We start from the raw sequence: 18,757 nt of genomic DNA, 5'->3' as shown, positions 1-18,757 counted from the left end.
GGTCCGGTCGGGGCGGTAGGCTGAGGCACCCGGAGCACAGTGCCCGGACTCCAAGCAGCGAAAGGTAGCCCCATGCGTATCGGCGTACCCACCGAGGTAAAGGATCACGAATACCGCGTAGCGCTCACGCCGGCCGGCGTGGACACGCTCGTGCGGCACGGGCACGAGGTGACCGTGCAGGCGGGGGCGGGACTGGGTGCCGGCATTGCCGACGCCGACTACGTGGACGCCGGCGCGACCATCGCCGCCGATGCCGCTGCGGTGTGGGGCGGGGCCGAGATGGTCCTCAAGGTCAAGGAACCGGTGCCCTCCGAGTTCGGCTACCTGCGTGAGGGCCTGCTGCTGTTCACCTACCTGCACCTGGCCGCCGACCGCGCCCTGACTGAGGCCCTGATGGACCGGGGCGTCACGGCGGTCGCCTATGAGACGGTCGCCACCGACGACGGCGGCCTGCCGCTGCTCGCTCCCATGTCCGAGATCGCTGGAAGGCTCGGCGTGCAGGTGGGGGCCGACGCCCTGCTCGCACCAAACGGAGGCTCCGGCGTGCTGCTGGGCGGTGCCGCGGGAGTGCGCCGCGCCAACGTCGTCGTGCTTGGCGGCGGCACCGCCGGCCTGGCCGCCGCCCGCGTGGCCGCGGGCATGGGTGCGGACGTCACCGTCATGGACATCAACCCGGTCCGTATGCGCCAGATCGATGAGCTGACCGGCGGGACGGTCCGCACCCGCTTCTCCACCCCGCTGGACGTGGCCGGAGCCGTCGCCGCCGCCGATCTTGTCATCGGCGCCGTGCTCGTACCCGGCGCCCGCACGCCCCGGCTGGTGACCCACGAGATGGTCGAGGCGATGCGCCCGGGCTCCGTACTCGTGGACATCGCCATCGACCAGGGCGGCTGCTTCGAGGACTCCCACGTGACCACGCACTCCGAGCCCACTTACGAGGTGGACGGCAAGATCTTCTACGCCGTGGGCAATATGCCCGGGGCCGTGTCCTACACGTCCACCTACGCGCTGACCAACGCGACCCTGCCCTACGCCGTCGCCCTGGCCGATAGCGGCTGGCACGAGGCCTGCCGCCAGCGGGCCGACCTCGCCCGCGGCCTGGCCACCCATGGCGGCGCCCTGTACACGGCCGGCGTCGGGCAGGCCCTGGGACTCGACGTCGCCGACGTCGCCGCCCTGCTGGCCTGAGCCGGCCACCACTCCCAGGAACAGCACAGCGAGCGTTCATACACTCGCGCTATGACGGGCACGAACCACCACAACGGACTCAAGACCGCCGTCCTCATGGGGGGACTGTGGGGCCTGCTGCTCCTGCTCGGCTGGCTGCTTGCGCGCGGAACCGGCTCAAGCGTGTGGCTGCTGCTCATGCCCGCGATCGGGGTGGCGCAGACGGCCTACGCCTACTGGAACTCCGACAAGCTCGCGGTGCGCTCCATGGGCGCCGTCGAGGTCAGCGAGGTGCAGCAGCCGGTCATGTACGCGGTTGTGCGCGAGCTGTCCACTGCCGCCGGGCAGCCGATGCCGCGGCTGTACGTGGCCCCCACCATGAGTCCGAACGCCTTCGCCACCGGCCGCGACCCGCAGCACGCCGCCGTGTGCTGCACCCAGGGCATCCTCCAGCTGCTCAACCAGCGGGAGCTGCGCGGGGTACTCGGCCACGAGCTGTCCCACGTCTACAACCGGGACATCCTCACCGGCTCCGTAGCCGCGGGCATCGCCGGGGTGATCTCCTCGATCGCCACCGGCATCATGTGGTTCGGCGGGGGCCGGGACCGGCGCGACTCCAACGCCCTGGTTCTGCTCCTGCTGGCGCTGCTGGCTCCGCTGGCGGCCAGCCTCACCCAGTTCGCCGTCTCCCGTACCCGCGAGTACGACGCCGACCACGACGGCGCCGTCCTGACTCACGACCCGCTGGCCCTGGCCAGCGCACTGCACAAGCTGGAGACAGGCGTGGCCGCCGCACCCATGCGGCAGGACCCGCGCCTGGAGCCGGTCAGCGCCATGATGATCGCCAACCCCTTCGGCGGGGTGCGGAGCCTGTTCGCCACCCACCCGCCGATGGCCCAGCGCATCGCCCGCCTGGAGCAGATGGCGGGCTACTGAGACGGCTGCCACCCTCCGGTCAGGGATGACGGGTCACGGCTGGGGATCGCCCAGGCAGAAGACGAACTGGTTGGGGCTGAGCAGATTCCTCGTGTCGCCTGCCGTGTCGAACATGAAGGAGGTCAGGTTCCACTTGTACCAGAAGGAGTAAGCATCCTCATCCACGCCCGCGGCGATGCAGGCGTCCTCGTCGCCCGCCATCAGCCCGAGATCTGAGTCGGCAACGTCGGTAAGTACCTTCAGCGCCGGGTAGGTGCCGCTGGTGCACTCTGCAACGGCGGCCTCCTGCGTGGCGTCGTCAATACTCAGGCAGTCGCCCTCCTGAACCTCGATCAAGGAAGCGCTCGGGTCCTCGCCAAGGCCGATCATGCATAGATCCTGGTAAGTGGTGGTTGTTCCTGGCACGGTCGTGCAGTCGGTACCGGCAGCGGCGGTGACCCTGTAGGCGCCATCCGCAGAGTCGCAGTCAGCGACGTAGACGTGGCCCAGCTCCTTCACCTCCGGGTCCTCGATGCACTGTCCGGCGGTGGCCTGTGCTGCCGGGACGGGCCGGCCGTGCGATGCCACGCTGACGATGATGCCGATGCCGATGCCGGCGGCGACCGCTATGGCGGCCACCACAGCAATGACGAGGACTAGGGGACTACGACGCTTGTGCTGAGGCTGTCCGGGTTGCATCGGCATCGGGACGCCTGGCGTCTGCGTAGCCATGGGCTGCGCCTGGGGTGCGGGTCGCTGATCGGGACGGTAAGGGGGCCTAGGTTGCGACATGACAACGACTGTAGAAGGAGCTCGGTGATTGCGGAGCCGGACGTGGCGCCGTCATCGCTGTGAGCAGGGTCCTACGGTGGGGATTGGCGTGCGCAGCCGTTGGCTTGCTATCCTTCCACGGCACCGAGCAGAGGCGTGGGGCGGCAAGACCGGCCCGCGGCGAGCACGGAGCCCGGCGGGTTGCCCGAGCGGCCAATGGGAGCTGACTGTAAATCAGCCGCAGTATGCTACGGGGGTTCGAATCCCTCACCCGCCACCATGGTTGCGGCGTTTACGCCGCGGCCAGAACTCGCCCCCAGGGGCGGGACCGCGGTGAGCGAGGCCACGGGAAACGGAGTTGCGCAGGCAAATCCGATCTGCCTAAAGTTCCGCTCGTTGCCCCGATAGCTCAGTCGGCAGAGCGTCTCCATGGTAAGGAGAAGGTCAAGGGTTCGATTCCCTTTCGGGGCTCTGATGCTGCGGGGGCCTACGGGCCCCTGAAGTGTCATCTGGCGAGGTAGCTCAGCTGGTTAGAGCGCACGACTCATAATCGTGAGGTCGAGGGTTCGAGTCCCTCCCCCGCTACGCAAGTTCGAGCATGGCACCCAACGGGCTGCTCGAGGATCAGCGAGAGGAGAAGGACGTGGCCAAGGCCAGCGACGTTCGCCCCAAGATCACTCTGGCGTGCTCGGAGTGCAAGGAGCGCAACTACATCACCAAGAAGAACCGCCGGAACACTCCGGACCGGTTGTCTCTGTCCAAGTACTGCCGGCGCTGCGGCAAGCACACGGAGCACCGCGAGACCCGCTGACCGTGGCGGTGCGCGACGCGGATGCAGGCCCCGACGATCCAGGATCGCCGGGGCCTTGCCATACCCCCGCAGCAACGGCAGTCCCGGACACACTTGCCGCAGACATGGCGCAAGTCCTCGCCGCAGTTCTCGCCCGCCTGCCTTCCACCCACAGGGAACCGGTTGCCCCGGACACGAGCGGAGCGGACTGCGGCCCGGCCCTGGCGCCTGCTGCGCTCGTGCTCGCCCCCGCCGTCGTGGCACTGGCCGGATTAGCCGACCGGCTCCCGCGGTACACGGGCAACGCCGCCGACGGCACCGGTGGCAGGGACCTGACCGGATTCATCCACCGACGCTGCCGGATCACCCCGGCCGACGTCGTACCCGCCGACGCCCGCGGAAGACCAGCCTCCCGCGACCTCGAGCCCACCATGGACCGCACCGTCCGCGGCGGCTGGGAGCTGGTGCACAGCACCGTGCTCGTGTGCCCCGCCGGCCCGGGGTGGGCGACCGGTGCCCGGGTCGCTCACGACCTCGCCCGCCGCGCGGCGGCTGCGGCACCGGCACCGGGCGGACCAGTTCCGGCGTCGGGGGCGGAGCCGGTCCGTGAGCTCGTTCTCACCGCCGCCCACGTGCGCGACTGGTCCCGGGCGACCGGTGACCACAATCCCATCCACCTGCGTGCCGGCGCGGCGCGGCGGGCAGGACTGCCCGTAGGGGAGGGGGACGTAGTCGCCCATGGACTGCTGCTGGGTGCCATCAGCCTCGCGCTAGCGCCGGCTTCCGGGACGGTGGACCTGCGGTTCACCGGGGCCGTGCCGCTGCCGGCAGGCGGCTCTGTCGCGCTGCACGTCGACGCCGGGGGCGGTATCAGTACCGGCGGGCACAGCGCCCTATTGCGCCGCTGAGCCGGGTGCGGCGCTGGGTGGGGACCAAAGGTCCGTCCAGGTCACCCCCAGGTGAGCCAGCAGGCGGCGCAGCAGTGGCAGGGAGATGCCGACCACCCCGTGCGGATCCCCCTCAACGCCGTCGATGAAGGCGCCGCCCAGGCCGTCGATGGTGAACGCGCCTGCGCACCACAGGGGCTCCCCGGAGGCTACGTAGGCGTCGATCTCGGCGTCGCTGGGGGAGCCGAAGTGCACGATCGTGGATGACACGCCGGCGGCGGTAGCGGCGTCGCGGGCGCGCACCAGGAAGTGCCCGGTGTGCAGGGTGCCGCTGCGCCCCCGCATCGCCCGCCAGCGCTCGCGGGCCAACTGCGCGGTGCCCGGCTTGCCAACCACGTTCCCGTCGATCTCCAGCATGGAGTCACAGCCGACTACCACCAGGTCCGGGTCCGCCTGTGCCGCCGCGTCCGGGAGGCTGCCCGCCACGTCAAGTGCCTTGGCCTGCGCCAGAGCCTGCACCTGCTCTGCGGGTGTGGGAGCCGGTGAGCCGCCGGCGCGGCGCGCGGCGGCTAGGTCGGCCAGGACTCGGGGCTCATCGACGTCGGAGACCCGTACCTGCGGATCGACGCCGGCTGCCCGCAGGGTGGCCAGACGGCCGGTGGACTGGGATGCCAGGACAAGCACGCGCTCAAGCCTAGTGCCCGGTCTCCCGCAAGCCCACGCCGGAGCCGGGCTTCGTCGCCTCGACTGTTCTCGGCGGTCGCGTAGGCTGCTGGCATGACCGCCCGCTCCCCGTTCAGCCGGCTAGTGGTAGTGGAGCGCACCGGCTCGACCAACACGGATCTGCGGCGGGCCCTGACCGGCCCCGACGGCGGCCTCGACCCCGTCGCCTCCGTACGGTGGCCGCACCTATCGGCGCTGCGCGCTCGTACGCAGACCGCTGGCCGCGGCCGCGCCGACCACGTCTGGACCACGCCGCCGACAGGGGCGCTGACCGCCTCAATCGTGGTGCGGCCACTGGTTCCCAACACCCGGCTGCACTGGCTGCCGCTGCTGGCGGGCCTGGCCGTAGCCCGTGCCCTCGCGCCCAGGCTGTCGGGCAGCGGGTGGAACACGGCCACCAAGTGGCCCAATGACGTGATCGCACTGCCGGGCCCGGCGACGTGCGCCCCCGCAGCGGTACCCGGCTGGGGGAGTAGCCGCAAGCTGGCCGGCGTCCTCACTGAAATGGTTACCCCCGGGGCGCGTGGCCCTGTGCCGACGGGGGCCGCCGTGCCCGCCTCCCGGGATGCCGCCGTGGCCGTGATCGTGGGAATCGGCGTCAACCTCGCTCAAGACGCGCAGCAGCTGCCGGTGCCCTGGGCCGCCTCCCTGGCCTCGCTGGGGGCGGCGGACACCGCCGCCGGCCCGCTGCTGGACGATTGCGGGCGCAGCCTGGCTGAGCTCGTTTCCTTGTGGGAGTCTGTCGGGGGCGATCCTGACGCCGGTGACGGCGCCTTGGGCAGGCAACTGCGCAGCGCCTGTGCCACCCTCGGGCAGGCAGTGTGCGTCAACGGGCCCGACGGGGAGGTGGCGGGCGTCGCCGTCGACCTCAGCCCCGGGCTGGTCCTGCAAGTCGGTGACGGTACGGGTGCGCGCCTTATCGAGGTCACCGCGGGGGATGTCACCGCGGTCAGGGAGCGGAATTAGCGTGCGGCGCGGCCAGCGCGCGGGTGGGCGGTGCCGCTGCGCAGTATCGGTACGAGCGGCGGCACTACGCATACGGCGGCAGCTGGGATGAGTGCTGGTCGGCCTTGTGACCGCCCTGATTGATTCACCTATTGATCACCGGCCTGTGATGTGCGCTACTCTTACGCGGTGACCGCCCCACAGACCCCCGAGCCGCGCGACCCCGCCGGGGACTCGTATGCCGGCGCCGTCTCGGCGGCTGGGTCCGCCGGCAAGGCGGCCGGCACCGTCCGCGGCCACGAGCAGCGGCTACTGGAGGGCGTGCCCACGCTCAGCCTGCGCGAGATTGCCGTGCACGCCGGCACTGGGCTGGATCTGGCGCGTCGTTTCTGGCGGGCCATGGGCTTCGCCGACGTCGATCCCGATGAGGTCCGCTTCACCGCGCAGGATGCGGTCGCCCTGCGCAATGTGGCCGACCTGATCGATGACAATGATGACGGCCTGCCCTCGGCCCACGCCCCCGGGGGCGGACTCGCCGCCAGCAGTGTCCTGGAGCTGCTGCGCGCCCAGTCCTTCACCATGGACCGGCTGGTGCTATGGCAGTTTGAGACGCTGGTGGCTGACATCTCCGAGCGCCTCCACCTGGATGACACCGCCGCCCGGCTGGTGGCCCTGGACCACATCGACGAGATGGTCGACTCACTGTCCGCGCAGCTGACCTACGTCTGGCGCCGACACCTGGCCTCCCTGCTGGATCGCACCGATTCGGAGGTGTCCCGCCGCGGTCGTGAGGACGCCGGCCCCGACTTCTACCCGCTCATCCGCTCGCTGGGATTCGTGGACATCGTCTCCTTCACCCAGCGCGCCCAGACCATGGGCCGGCTGGAGCTGGCCGAGATGCTTGACGACTTCGAGTCCACCGCGCGGGACGTCGTCACCTCCCGCGGCGCCCGCGTGGTCAAGACCATTGGCGACGCCGTGATGTACATCGCCGATGATCTGAGCACGGCGGCCGATGTTGTCACAGCGCTGGTTGAGCAGCTCCAGTCCGGCCCGGAGATGATGCGGGTGCGTGCCAGCCTGGTACAGGGGCGGGTCGTCTCCCGCTCCGGCGATGTCTTCGGGCCTCCGGTGAACCTGGCCTCCCGGCTGGTTGACACCGCTGAGCCCGGGGGCATCCGGATGGATGAGGCAACCGCCATGGAGCTCATCAACGGCCCGGACGCCCACCTGTACACGGTTCACCCGTGTCACGAAGTAGTCGCCAAGGGTCTGGGTAATGTCACCCCATGGGCGCTCGCCCGTGCCTGAGGCGCGACACTTCCTGCCAGCGGAGGATGACGCCTCCCGCCCTGGTCGCATACGATCCAGGGCATGACGAATGTGCTTCTCGTTGAGGACGACCCCGCCATCTCCGAGCCGCTCGCCCGCGCCTTCGGCCGTGAGGGTTACGAGGTCCACGCCCACGGCACGGGCAAGGGGGCCCTGGAGGATCTGGACGGGGCGGACATCATCGTCCTCGACCTCGGCCTGCCGGACATCGATGGCCTTGATGTGGCCCGGCAGGTGCGCGCCCAGGGGCTGACCATCCCGATCCTCATGCTCACCGCCCGCAGCGAGGACACCGACCTGGTGGTGGGACTTGACGCGGGGGCGGACGACTACGTGACCAAGCCCTTCCGCCTGGCCGAGCTGCTGGCCCGCGTGCGCGCACAGGTGCGGCGTGCCTCCGGTGAGGCGATCGAGGACGAGCTGGTGGCCGGCGATATTCGCGTCGACGTGGCCGGCCATCGGGCCTTCGCCCGTGGGGAGGAGCTTCAGCTGACCACCCGTGAGTTCGAATTGCTGCGTGTGCTGGTGCGCGGAGTGGGCCAGATGCTGTCCACTGAGGACATCCTCAAGGAAGTGTGGGGTGAGGACCCCACCGGCTCCGAGCACACGCTGGCCATGCATATCACCTGGCTGCGCCGGAAACTCGGCGACGACGCCGACAACCCGGCGCTGCTGATCGCGGATGGTGGGGGCTACCGGCTGGCGATTTGAGCCCACGCCTGAGCCAGGCCACCGAAGAAGGCAGGTGCCATGCGACGCCGAGCAATGCAGATGACCATGGCGGCCGTGTCCGTCGCCGTCGTCCTGCTGGGAGTGCCCCTGGGCGGGGCGTGGATCGCCGTCGCCTCCCGGGCCTCCTCCGCCAGTGACGATCATCTACGCGTCATTTTCATAGTCGTTGTGACCACCGTGGCGCTGGCCGCGGTGGCGCTGGTTGCCGCCTATATCGTGGCCGCCAGGGGGTCGCGCCGCATCAGCGCGCCCCTGATCTACCTGGCTGCCGAGGCCGAGCAGCTCGGCTCCGGCCAGGTGCGGCCCCGGCTGCGCAGCAGCGGAATCGAGGAGATCGACCTGGTGCAGGCCGAGCTCGTGCGCAGTGCCGAGCGCGTTGCAGGGCGCATCGCGGCCGAGCGGCAGTTCGCCTCCGATGCCTCGCACCAGCTGCGTACGCCCCTGACCTCGCTGAGCCTGCGGCTGGAGGAGATCGAGCTGCTTTCCACTCAGGAGGAGGTGCGTGAGGAGGCTCGCGCCTGCATCGAGCAAGTCGATCGGCTCACCGGCGTGGTGGAGGACCTTCTGCGTATTTCGCGGCGTACCGGTGGCGGCACCACCGAGGCGCTGCACCTTTCTGATCTGTTCGAGCAGCAGCGCGAGGAGTGGGAGCCGGCCTTCCACGACGCCGGGCGCGAGGTCACTTTCTCCGACGCCGTCGGTATGCCGGTGCTGGCCACTCCCGGGTCTCTGGCCCAGGTGTTGGCCACGGTGATTGAGAATTCACTGCGCTATGGCGATGGCACAACCAGTGTGTCCGTGCGCAGCGCGAACGGCGGGCACGGTGTCTTCATTGATGTTGCGGATGAGGGTGAGGGAGTGGCCGAGGACATCGCCCCGAACGTCTTTGAGCGCAATGTCTCCGGGCACGGCTCCACCGGTGTGGGCCTGGCGCTGGCCAAGGACCTGGTGGAGGCCGACGGCGGGCGTATTGAGCTGTCCCAGCGCAAGCCCGCCGTCTTCTCGATACTGCTCAATGCGGTGCCCAAGTCACTGGACCCCAATAACGTGCTGCCGCGTGGGGCGCTGGTCAGCGTGGGGCGGCGCCGCCGGATCTGAGGGGCCTGCCGAGCCGTCCATGCCGATGTCGGGCTAAGCCAGTGCAGGGCGGCGGGGCAAGCTGCCGTCGGACCCGCTTGGGGCTGCCCGAGAGGCGTCCTGCTACCGGCGTGCGTTCGCAGTCCTGGCGCCTCCAGCGCCGCAGGCGGGCCAACGGTGCGTGGGCGGCGGCCCACCCCTGCGCGGGTTGGCTGGCGCTTGCTGCAGGGAACTGGCCCGCGCCGTGGACCACTCGGAGCCACCAGCAAGGTGACGGGGAACTGGCCTGCGCCGTCGCAGCACTCCCACGGCCCCAGTTGGACCGCCATGCTGCGGTTGGGCCCCAAATCTGCGGTTGGGCCGCCTTAAACGCGTTCTCAGACGGTCCATGCGCCGGAACGCGGTTCAAGTAGAGACGCCGCCCCCGGGCAGGCTCGCAGGATCCACGCCCGTCGCTACCCGGGGCCACCCGGCCGGGCCTACTTGGTGGCCTCGACGCTTACCGGCTCGGCAGCCTCGCGCTTGGCGGAGCCAAGCTTGTTCCGCAGGGCGGTGATGAGCATCGGCAGCACCGACACGAAGACGATCCCCAGGATCATGACGTCGATGTTCTTCTGGATCCAGGCGATCGATCCCAGCAGGTAGCCCAGCCAGGTGATGGCGAAGGCCCAGAAGGTGGCGCCGAGCACGTTGAAGCCGAGGAAGTGGGAGTAATGCATGCGGCCCACACCCGCCATCACCGGGGTGAAGGTACGCACGATTGGCACGAATTGCGCGAGGGTGATTGCCTTCCCGCCGTGCCGTGCGAAGAACGCAGACGTGCGCTCTACGTACTCCTGCTTGAACAGGCGCGAGTCCTCCCGGTTGAAGATGGCGGGCCCGGCCTTACGGCCTATGGCGTATCCGGTCTGGTTCCCGATGATTGCGGCCACCCATACCAGTGGCGCGGCCACCCAGATGGATACTCCAACGGCGCCGGTGGCCACGAACATCCCCAGGGTGAACAGCAGGGAGTCCCCGGGGAGGAAGAAACCGACCAGCAGGCCGGTCTCCGCGAAGATGACCAGCATCACGCCGACGATGGCCCAGGGGCCGAACCATTCGACGATCTTGGTGATGAGGTTGGCGGCGTCGAGCCATTCAGGTCCGAGAGCAGGGGCGGGCATAGCAGGCAGCGCAATCACGCGCTCAGCGTAGGAACAAACCCTGGGTGCCCGCCGAGACGGGCGCCGCATCTCGGCTGTGGAATCGGGCACGCGCGTGTGAGCCCAACGGCTCGCCGTGACAGCTTGCACGCTGTGCGCGGTGCTGCATGACCACGATGTGTGCCGCACGACGATGCGTGCCGCACGTCCGGCCCGGGGCATCGAGTGTGCCCGCGGGCTCTGGGCGGAGCCGGGAGTTGTGAGTGGCAGAGGCGGGATTGGCTGCTCAGTTGGGTGCGGCGTCGCCATCGCCGGTGAAGACGACGTAGTGGTAGAAGAAGAAGCGGAAAGCTGTTCCCAGGGCGAAGCCGACTACGTAGGCGGAGACGTTGTCCGCCAGGGGGCCGGTCAGCTCCAGGATATGGTGGGTGAACAGCAGGCAGAACTGGGTGATCAGGATGCCGCCGGCGTTGGCGAAGGCGAACAGGGCCGCTTCCCGGGCCATGCTCTCGCGCGTGCGGCCGCGGTAGGTCCAGCTGCGGTTGGCCACCCAGGAGAAAACCGTCGCCACTGCGGCGGAGACCAGGTTGGCCGTGTTCGGATGCCCGGCGAGCACCCCCGTGGGGCCGTGCTGGAGCAGGTTGAACATGCCGGAGTCGATGATGAATGCCAGCGCCCCAACCAGGCCGAACTGGGTCAGCTCCCGCAGCCACGCCAGTAGGCGGTCGATGACGCAGACCCGGGCGTGGGGGCGGTAGGCGCGAGTGACCTCTTCACCCGGTGCCGCCTGCGCGGGGGGCGGCGTGCCCGGCTCAGGCTGGTAGGACGTGAGTGCGCCGGGGGCCTCGGTGAAAACAGGCGGGTTGGCGGACCCCGTCTCAGATATCGCTTTCATCACGACTACGATCTTACGGCACCCACACGACTGCGCTGTAACCATCCCACACCCAGCTGATCCAGAACACCTGGCCTATGACACCTGCGGCCAGCAGCGCCGCGCGCAGCCGTGGCGTAGCCCGGGCGGCCAGGGCCCACCCCGCCGGGGCGAGCGGTAGCAGCAGGCGAAACACTGACGTCGTCGGGTCGAAGAAGACCAGCAGGTACAGGCAGTAGCTCACGCACCACAGCCACGCCGGGGCGCCGAGCCGCCGCAGCGAGGGCGCCGACACGCCCAGGCAGCACAGCGCCACGACGCCGGCCAGTAGCGCCCATCCCAGGTGGTCACCCACCCACCACTGGCTGCGGGTGAGCCACTGCAGCGCGGGCATCAGCGTGCCGCCGCGCCAAGAGGTCTCGGTGGCCGTGTAGGCATCGGGACGGCCGGTGACTATCCAGGCGTACAGCGGCCAGGCGGCGGTGGAGGCGGCCGCGGCTCCCGCCAGCGCCAGTAGGCGCAGCCGCCCGCCCCTGCTGACGTTCTCAAGGCCGCGGTGAGCACGCACTGTCTCCCACAGCCACCACAGCCCCAGGGCGGCCGTCAGGGGAACGCCGAGTGGACGGGCGAGGGCCCCCGCGACCACCGCCGGCACCGCCGTGAGGAACCGGCCTCGCTCCGCCAGCATGAGCGCCAGTCCCACCGCGAGTAGGCCGAGCGACTCGGCGTAAGGCAGTTGCAGTACCACCGCGCACGGCGAGCACCAGACCAGCGCTACCGCCCACAGGGACGCCCGCTCGCCCACACGGGGACCGAGCCAGCGGTCCAGGACCAGTGCGGCCAGTGCCGACGCCGCGAGCGCGATCACCGTTGCACGCGCGTAGAAGGACCAGCCCGTGGCCGTCAGTGCGGAGGCCGCCAGGGGTAGCAGCGGCATGAAGGCCCATGCGTTCTGCTGCACCGTCCCGTCGCTACTGGTGGGTAGCTGAGCCGGATAACCCTCCCGGGCGATGCGGTCATACCAGCCGGAGTCCCAGAATGAGGCCTGCTGCATCCACGACGGCGCCTCAGGCGCCCACACCGTGGCCCCCGTGTCCTGGGCGCCCATGCGCAGCAGCAGCAGGGAAAGCGCAGTGGACGCGGCCCACACCGCCAGCACCGCGGCCCAGCGGGGCAGGGCGGCGAGGGCGGGCCGGCTCGCACCCGTGGGCGCCTGATCCGTCCGCCGGTGTGGACGTGGGGATGGACAACCGTCATGCGGGCCGGAGGCGGTGACCGCGCCGGCGTCGGGTGCGGAGGAGTCGGACACGGCGCCAGCGTACGGGGCCGAGCCGGGACCGCCACTAGGGTGGAGCCGTGAGCACCCCCGTTCTTGCCGTTATCGGAGGCGGCCAACTGGCCCGCATGATGCAGGAGGAGGCTTCCGCGCTGGGTATTCATCTGCGCACCCTCGTCGAGTCCGCGGACGGCTCTGCTGCGCAGGTGACGGTCGATTCCCCGGTTGGCCGTGCCGACGACGCCGACGCCGTACGTGCCCTGGTCGCGGGCGCGGATGCACTCACCTTTGAGCACGAGCACCAGGATCCTGCGCTGCTGTCCCACCTGCAGGCGGAGGGGGTGGCGGTGCGGCCGGCGCCCGAGGCGCTGCTCCTGGCCCGCGACAAGCTCGCCATGCGCCGTGCCGTCGATGCTGCTGGGCTGCCGCAGCCGGCCTGGGCGGAAGTGGCCGGGACTACCGAGCAGATGCGGGAGCAGGTGGCTGACTTCGCTGCCGCGCACGGCTGGCCAGTAGTGCTGAAGACGCCCCGCGGCGGCTATGACGGGCACGGGGTGCTCATGGTGCGATCCGCGGTTGAGCTGGACCAGGGTGAGGCTGCGGCATGGCTGGAGTCCACTGCCGATGCTCGCGCCGGGCGGGCGGCGGCCGGTACTGGCGGTGGTGGCAGCCTGGGCGGAGGCGCCGTGACCAGCCTGCTGGTGGAGGAGGCGGTTCCCTTCACCCGTGAACTAGCGGTTCTGCTGGCACGACGTCCCTCCGGCCAGGTCGCCGTCTGGCCGGTGATCGAATCAGTGCAGTCCGGCGGCATCTGCGTTGAGACGGTGGCCCCGGCCCCCGGGCTGGAGCCCGCTGCCGTCGGGCAGGCGGAGCACATCGGCCGCACCATTGCCGAGCGTGCGGATGTCACCGGGGTGCTCGCCGTTGAGCTGTTCGCCGTCGAGGGCCCGCAGGGCACCCGCCTGTACGTAAACGAGCTGGCCATGCGCCCCCACAATTCCGGCCACTGGACCCAGGAGGGCGCGGTGACCAGCCAGTTCGCCCAGCACATGCGCGCCGTCCTCGACCTGCCGCTGGGAGCGACGACGCCGACGGCCCCCACCACCGTGATGGTCAACTTCCTGGGCGGGGAGCAGCAGATGCCCGCCGATGCCCTCGCCCGTGCTCTGGCACGCGAGCCCGAGGCCCACCTGCACCTTTACGGCAAGCAGTGGCGTCCCGGCCGCAAGCTCGGACACGTCAATATGACCACCACGGCCACGGGCGCTGCGGAAATCGCCGCCGTGCGCGAGCGGGCCCGCGCCGTCGTCGCGATCCTGCGCGCAGAGGCCTGAGCCGAATCCTTGGGGCGGTCACGCGGCACGTCATAGGCTTGACGAGTCCGTCCCGCACCGCGCCGCGGCTGGCGTGGGCGGACGACGCAGCAAGCGGCGGATTCAATGTAGGAGCAGCCCCATGACCCAGCAGCAGGACCAGCAACCAGTCGTCGGCATCGTCATGGGGTCGGACTCCGACTGGCCCACCATGCGGGCGGCCGCCGAGTCCCTCGACGCGCTGGAAATCCCCTACGAGGCCGACGTCGTATCCGCCCACCGCATGCCGGACGAGATGCTCGCCTACGGGCGCGACGCCGCCGGGCGGGGCCTGCGGGTCATCATCGCCGGGGCTGGGGGCGCCGCCCACCTGCCCGGAATGCTCGCGGCCGTCACCGAGCTGCCCGTGATCGGCGTGCCGGTGCCGCTGAAGTACCTGGACGGTATGGACTCGCTGCTGTCGATCGTCCAGATGCCCGCCGGTGTACCGGTCGCCACGGTATCCATTGGCGGCGCTCGCAACGCGGGCCTGCTAGCCGCACGCATCCTGGGCGCGGGGGAGGGGGCGGAGGCTGCCTGCCTACGCGCCGCCATGCGCGCATTCCAGGCCGAGCTCGCCGATACTGCGCACGCCAAGGGAGCAGCTTTGCGCCGCGAGGTCGCTGGGCGGGACTGAGGCCCGTCACCGCCTGGCGTCAGCCCGCTGGGCCGACGCCGCACGGCCCGGCGAGTTGGACCTTGGGCATATACGGAGCGATGCCGCCACCGGTAGCATCGCCCCATGAGCATCCTCGTTGCGGGTGGTGCCGGATATATCGGTGCCCATGTTGTTCGTCTGCTGCAAGAGCGTGGAGATGAGGTCGTCGTCGTTGATGACCTGTCCTACGGAACCCCCGGGCGTGTAGGAGACGCCGAGCTGGTTGAGCTCGACGTCGCCGCCGGCAACGCCATCGAGGCCCTGGCGGACCTGATGGACCGTAAGGACGTCAAGGCGGTCATCCACTTCGCCGCCCGCAAGCAGGTGGGCGAGTCCGTTGCCCGACCCGCCTGGTACTACCAGCAGAATGTGGGCGGCCTGGCCAACATGCTGCTGGCCATGGAGCAGGCCCGCGTAGAGCGGATGATCTTCTCCTCCTCCGCAGCGGTGTACGGCATGCCGCCCGTGGAGGTTGTGCCCGAGGACATCGATTGCCGTCCCATCAACCCCTACGGGGAGACGAAGCTCATTGGCGAGTGGATGATGGCCGACTGCGAGCGTGCCTGGGGGCTGCGCTGGGCGGGATTGCGCTACTTCAACGTAGCCGGCGCGGGCTGGGACGACCTGGGTGACATGGCCACCCTCAACCTCATCCCCATGGTGCTCGATCGTCTGGCCCGTGGCGAGTCCCCGAAGATCTTCGGCACCGACTACCCCACTGCGGACGGCACTTGCATCCGCGACTACATCCACGTGCGCGACCTGGCCAGCGCCCACATCGCGGCGCTGGACCACCTGGCCGGCGAGGAGGAGATGCGCGAGCACGTGTTCAACGTCGGCACGGGGCAGGGGTCCTCGGTGCGCGAGGTGGTCTCCAAGGTGATTGACGCGGTCGTTGCCGTCACCGGCCGTGAAGTGCGGCCGGAGGAGCTGGACCGCCGTGCCGGCGATCCGCCGCAGCTGATTGGCGACGCCTCGCGTATCCGCGAGGTACTCGGCTGGGAGGCCGAGCACGACCTGGACGACATCGTCGCATCGTCCTTCTCCGCTTGGCAGGCCGATCCGGACCGGCCTCACTTCGGCTGAACACCGCACCGGTCCCCGGTGCACGCGGGCACCGCCGACGGGTATCCCCGGCCACGGCGGTGCCCGCCGCTTGCCAGGCAGCTCCGGAGCGGACGGCTCAGGGCTGGTCGAAGTCAGCGGCAGTCAGCGTGCCTGCGCGGAGCTTGGCGAAGAAGTCCGGGGCAGTGGTGTCCTGTAGCAGCACGGCCGCGCCGATGCCGCCGGGCTCGTAGTCCACGCTGGCGATGGGCGGCGCGCCAGTCAGGCCGGCGTTCGAGGCGGAGCGGAAGGCCAGCAGCATCTTGCCAAGATCGAGTACCGAGGTGTCCTCGTCAACCGTCAGCGCCTTGGTGCCCGCGTTTACGAGGGCGTCCTGCCGGGTGAAGCTCAGCAGTGTGGTGGGTGAGACAGCGCGGGAGACGACGGCGGAGATGACCGCCCGCTGCCGCAGGGCGCGTCCGATATCGCCGGCCGGATCGGATTTCCGCATGCGGGAGTAGGCGAGCGCCTTGGCGCCGTCGACGTCCTGGCACTCGCCCTGGGCAGTGTCCCACACGAGCCCGGAGTCCGCGTCATCGACGTCGTAGTCCAGGCAGACGTTGATGCCGCCTACGGCGTCCACCAGGGAGGACACTCCGCCCATGCCGACCTCAACGTAGTGGTCAACAGTCAGCCCAGTCAGCTGCTCAACCGTTGCGACCAGGAGGGTGGGGCCGCCGTAGGCGTAGGCGGCGTTGATCTTGTTGCCTCCGTAACCGGGTATCTCCACGTAGGTGTCGCGCGGCAGGGAGATCAGGGAGCTCTGCCCGCCGGGGGCTCGGTGCAGCAGCATGATCGAGTCGGAGCGGGCGCCGTCGGTGTTGTCCACTACGGCGCCGTCGGCCCGCGAGTCCGAGCCGACGATCAGCCAGGTCTCCCCGGGTGTGGCCTGCACGCCGGACAGAGCCTGGACGCGTGAGAGCTTGGAATTGACGTCGTGTATGAGCCAGGCTGCGCGGGCCCCGACTAGCGCCAGCAGGATGACCAGCGTGATGGCCAGCCATCGCAGGGGTCGGTGCCGTTTGCGCGCGGGGGGCCGCGGCGGAGCCGGCTGGGTGTGCTGGTTCAGGGTCGATGAGGGGGCGTACCGGGATGAGCGCGCCGGGGCAAGAGCCGGGGAGACGTTACGGCTGCGCGCGGAGGGCGCGGTGCCGGCGGGCATGACCCTGGTGGACGCGCGGCCGTCTGCAGCCGCGGGGGCCGACCGCAGTGGCACAGCGGAGGATCCGGAGCGCGCCCGGCTCCTTACGGGGACCCGCTTGGGAGTACTCGGGTTTGCTCCGGGGCGGGCTGTGGCCCCGTCGGCGTGGTGGTGTCCGCGAGGAGGGGAGGCTGGGTCGGCTTGGCCCGATGAGTCGGCCTTCTGGGGGCGTGGGCGGCGCGGTGCCGCGCCACTGCGTACGCCACTGCCGTCACCTGCGCTGCCCGTGGAGCGCGTGCCGCTGGGGGAGCCGGGACCGGTACGCTCTGAGCGGCGCGCAGGGGTTCTCTCGGTGCCGGGGCGACGCCGAGACCCGTCGTCTCCGGGGCTGAATGCCGGGGGGAGGTCGTCGTCTGTGCTGCTCACTGCTGCTTGGACTCCTATTCCTGCGGCTCGGTCGGCACGTCGTCGGCGGGTGTCAGTGGGTGTTCAGTGGCACTGCGCGGCGGGGTCCTGCGTGGTCGCGGTAGCGGTTGGGGTACGTGCCTGCGTCGGGGCTGAGGACTGCTCCGGCGCGGCGTCGGGCTGTGCCGCGTCATCACCGTCAGCCTGCGCCTGCTCGGTCGAGTCCGACGACGGCGCAGCGGTGGCATCCTGGGCGGCTGCTTCGCGCAGGGCGTCCGTGACGGGGGTGTCGGCCTTGATCGCCTTCCAGACGTAGTCGGCCTCATCCGTGGGCAGCGCGCGGTTCAGATCCCACGGCGCCTCCTCGTTGGGCATGGTGATGATGGTCACCTGATCCATCCCGACGTTGCTGATGGACATGGCCAATCCGGCCAGCGTGCTCAGGGAGCCGATCCCGGGTGAGGTGGTCAGCGAGCCCAGGGCGGCGCGGGCGAAGCTGTACAGGGCGTCGGCGTCGGTGAAGTAGTTCTTCGACTTCGCGGTCCGCAGCATCGCCGACACCAGGTTCTGCTGCCGGGGGATGCGCTGGCGGTCCGAGCCATCGCCCACGCCGTGGCGCACGCGCGCGTACTGCAGCGCGGTGGCGCCGTCGAGATGCTGGCAGCCGCTCTTCATGACCAGCCCGGTGAACTCGGTGTCATTGATGTCCTCATCCACGTAGAGGGTGACCCCGCCCAGCGCGTCCACGGTGGTGGTCAGGCCGTTGAAGTCCACAACGAGGTACTCATCGATGTAGAGCCCCGTGAGGTCCTCGACCGTGGCCACGGTGCAGGCCACGCCGGCGGCGACGGCGGCGTCATCCGCGCTGGCGCCGGCGCCATTGGCGAAGGCCGCGTTGAACGAGGTGTAGGTCATGGCCTCGGTGGTGTCGCCGTCGGCGGTTTTGCAGGCGGGGATGTCCACCAGCAGGTCACGCGGGATTGAGACGATTTCGATGCGGGAGCGGTCCGCCGGCAGGTGGAGGATCATGGTGGTGTCCGAGCGCGCCACCGCAACTTCCTCACTGCCCTCGGAGCCGTCCACGTTATTGGCGCCCGCGCGGGAGTCGGTTCCCAGGATGAGGATGTTGACCGACCGCCCCTCATAGCTGTCCACTACCTGGCGGGCGCGGTCCTTGCCCAGGAAGTCATCGATGCCGAGCTTGTTCACCTGGGACTGGAGGTCATACCAGGCCAGGCCGACCCCGGAGACGATGAACAGTATGACGGCGAATCCGGCCAGCAGGAACCTGTGCGCAGCGCTCCGGCTCATGTCCTTGGCTGAGTGCCGCGCGTGAGGTTTGGCTTTGGCGTGGGATGACACGGCCATGATCATAAAGAACCCGTCTGTGAGGAGCTGCGATTCTCCGTCCTTAGCAAGGAGGAATCCTAGGTGACTGTAATGGCTCCACCCTACGGTACGCC

Annotated in this window: 18 protein-coding genes and 3 tRNA genes; 14 read left to right on the top strand and 7 right to left on the bottom strand. The window is 69.9% G+C overall.

The features are described 5' to 3' along the window. The first annotated feature begins 72 nt into the window (after window positions 1-72). Together ald and htpX are read left to right on the top strand one after the other, a co-directional pair. Window positions 73-1,188, top strand: coding sequence for an alanine dehydrogenase (ald, locus tag CWT12_RS09555; RefSeq protein ID WP_161924614.1), 1,116 nt, complete (start codon window positions 73-75; stop codon window positions 1,186-1,188). Window positions 1,189-1,239: 51 nt separating this feature from the next. Then, the gene (gene htpX, locus CWT12_RS09550; RefSeq protein ID WP_161924613.1) at window positions 1,240-2,103 is read left to right on the top strand and encodes a zinc metalloprotease HtpX; all 864 of its coding nucleotides are present in this window, start codon (window positions 1,240-1,242) and stop codon (window positions 2,101-2,103) included. Window positions 2,104-2,136: 33 nt separating this feature from the next. On the opposite strand, the gene CWT12_RS09545 is transcribed toward htpX, so the two are convergent. Next, window positions 2,137-2,787, bottom strand: coding sequence for a hypothetical protein (locus tag CWT12_RS09545; protein WP_161924612.1), 651 nt, complete (start codon window positions 2,785-2,787; stop codon window positions 2,137-2,139). A 261-nt stretch (window positions 2,788-3,048) separates the two neighbouring features. Between CWT12_RS09545 and CWT12_RS09540 the strand changes: the two genes are divergently transcribed. The 5 genes from CWT12_RS09540 (at window position 3,049) to CWT12_RS09520 (ending at window position 4,551) form a co-directional block, all read left to right on the top strand. Beyond that, window positions 3,049-3,133, top strand: a tRNA-Tyr gene (locus tag CWT12_RS09540). Window positions 3,134-3,251: 118 nt separating this feature from the next. Continuing rightward, window positions 3,252-3,324: transfer RNA gene (locus CWT12_RS09535), tRNA-Thr, on the top strand. Between the two features lie 40 nt (window positions 3,325-3,364). Then, window positions 3,365-3,438: transfer RNA gene (locus CWT12_RS09530), tRNA-Met, on the top strand. A 13-nt stretch (window positions 3,439-3,451) separates the two neighbouring features. Next, complete coding sequence (rpmG, locus tag CWT12_RS09525; protein ID WP_203234195.1) at window positions 3,452-3,664, top strand: 50S ribosomal protein L33; 213 nt, start codon at window positions 3,452-3,454, stop codon at window positions 3,662-3,664. 104 nt (window positions 3,665-3,768) lie between these two features. Then, window positions 3,769-4,551, top strand: a complete 783-nt coding sequence (locus CWT12_RS09520) for a MaoC/PaaZ C-terminal domain-containing protein (RefSeq protein ID WP_161924611.1) — start codon at window positions 3,769-3,771, stop codon at window positions 4,549-4,551. On the opposite strand, the gene CWT12_RS09515 is transcribed toward CWT12_RS09520, so the two are convergent. Next, window positions 4,537-5,214, bottom strand: coding sequence for a Maf family protein (locus tag CWT12_RS09515; RefSeq protein ID WP_161924610.1), 678 nt, complete (start codon window positions 5,212-5,214; stop codon window positions 4,537-4,539). The two genes, CWT12_RS09520 and CWT12_RS09515, sit on opposite strands and share 15 nt — an antisense overlap. 93 nt (window positions 5,215-5,307) lie before the next feature. On the opposite strand from CWT12_RS09515, the gene CWT12_RS09510 reads away from it, so the two are divergent. From CWT12_RS09510 to CWT12_RS09495, 4 genes are all read left to right on the top strand, one after another. Then, a complete protein-coding gene (locus CWT12_RS09510) occupies window positions 5,308-6,219 on the top strand; it encodes a biotin--[acetyl-CoA-carboxylase] ligase (RefSeq protein ID WP_161924609.1) in 912 nt (303 codons plus the stop codon). Between the two features lie 168 nt (window positions 6,220-6,387). Continuing rightward, window positions 6,388-7,509, top strand: a complete 1,122-nt coding sequence (locus tag CWT12_RS09505) for an adenylate/guanylate cyclase domain-containing protein (protein ID WP_442862527.1) — start codon at window positions 6,388-6,390, stop codon at window positions 7,507-7,509. Window positions 7,510-7,572: 63 nt separating this feature from the next. Then, window positions 7,573-8,241, top strand: coding sequence for a response regulator transcription factor (locus CWT12_RS09500; protein WP_161924607.1), 669 nt, complete (start codon window positions 7,573-7,575; stop codon window positions 8,239-8,241). A gap of 39 nt (window positions 8,242-8,280) precedes the next feature. Continuing rightward, window positions 8,281-9,360, top strand: coding sequence for a sensor histidine kinase (locus CWT12_RS09495; protein ID WP_161924606.1), 1,080 nt, complete (start codon window positions 8,281-8,283; stop codon window positions 9,358-9,360). A gap of 458 nt (window positions 9,361-9,818) precedes the next feature. Here the strand turns inward: CWT12_RS09495 and CWT12_RS09490 are convergent, their stop codons facing one another. From CWT12_RS09490 to CWT12_RS09480, 3 genes are all read right to left on the bottom strand, one after another. Continuing rightward, a complete protein-coding gene (locus CWT12_RS09490) occupies window positions 9,819-10,505 on the bottom strand; it encodes a VTT domain-containing protein (protein ID WP_161925423.1) in 687 nt (228 codons plus the stop codon). A gap of 265 nt (window positions 10,506-10,770) precedes the next feature. Next, window positions 10,771-11,214 (bottom strand): GtrA family protein, encoded by a 444-nt coding sequence (locus CWT12_RS09485; protein ID WP_442862560.1) that lies wholly within the window; start codon window positions 11,212-11,214, stop codon window positions 10,771-10,773. A gap of 178 nt (window positions 11,215-11,392) precedes the next feature. Further along, window positions 11,393-12,667, bottom strand: coding sequence for a hypothetical protein (locus CWT12_RS09480; protein WP_442862526.1), 1,275 nt, complete (start codon window positions 12,665-12,667; stop codon window positions 11,393-11,395). Between the two features lie 47 nt (window positions 12,668-12,714). On the opposite strand from CWT12_RS09480, the gene CWT12_RS09475 reads away from it, so the two are divergent. The 3 genes from CWT12_RS09475 (at window position 12,715) to galE (ending at window position 15,730) form a co-directional block, all read left to right on the top strand. Further along, window positions 12,715-13,968 carry a 5-(carboxyamino)imidazole ribonucleotide synthase gene (locus CWT12_RS09475; RefSeq protein WP_161924604.1) on the top strand — a complete coding sequence of 418 codons (1,254 nt, stop codon included), beginning with the start codon at window positions 12,715-12,717 and terminating at the stop codon, window positions 13,966-13,968. 121 nt (window positions 13,969-14,089) lie between these two features. Next, window positions 14,090-14,623, top strand: coding sequence for a 5-(carboxyamino)imidazole ribonucleotide mutase (purE, locus tag CWT12_RS09470; RefSeq protein ID WP_161924603.1), 534 nt, complete (start codon window positions 14,090-14,092; stop codon window positions 14,621-14,623). Between the two features lie 105 nt (window positions 14,624-14,728). Then, a complete protein-coding gene (gene galE, locus CWT12_RS09465; RefSeq protein ID WP_161924602.1) occupies window positions 14,729-15,730 on the top strand; it encodes a UDP-glucose 4-epimerase GalE in 1,002 nt (333 codons plus the stop codon). Between the two features lie 97 nt (window positions 15,731-15,827). On the opposite strand, the gene CWT12_RS09460 is transcribed toward galE, so the two are convergent. After that, on the bottom strand, window positions 15,828-16,910 hold the full coding sequence (locus tag CWT12_RS09460) for an LCP family protein (protein WP_202616187.1): 1,083 nt from the start codon (window positions 16,908-16,910) through the stop codon (window positions 15,828-15,830). Window positions 16,911-17,378: 468 nt separating this feature from the next. Continuing rightward, a complete protein-coding gene (locus CWT12_RS09455; RefSeq protein WP_237564129.1) occupies window positions 17,379-18,605 on the bottom strand; it encodes an LCP family protein in 1,227 nt (408 codons plus the stop codon). Window positions 18,606-18,757 lie beyond the last annotated feature (152 nt).

The sequence above is a fragment of the Actinomyces sp. 432 genome (genome assembly GCF_009930875.1).
GTDB lineage: Bacteria > Actinomycetota > Actinomycetes > Actinomycetales > Actinomycetaceae > Actinomyces.
The sequence above is the reverse complement of the archived record's forward strand: the minus strand, read 5'-3'. Positions and strand labels throughout refer to the sequence as shown.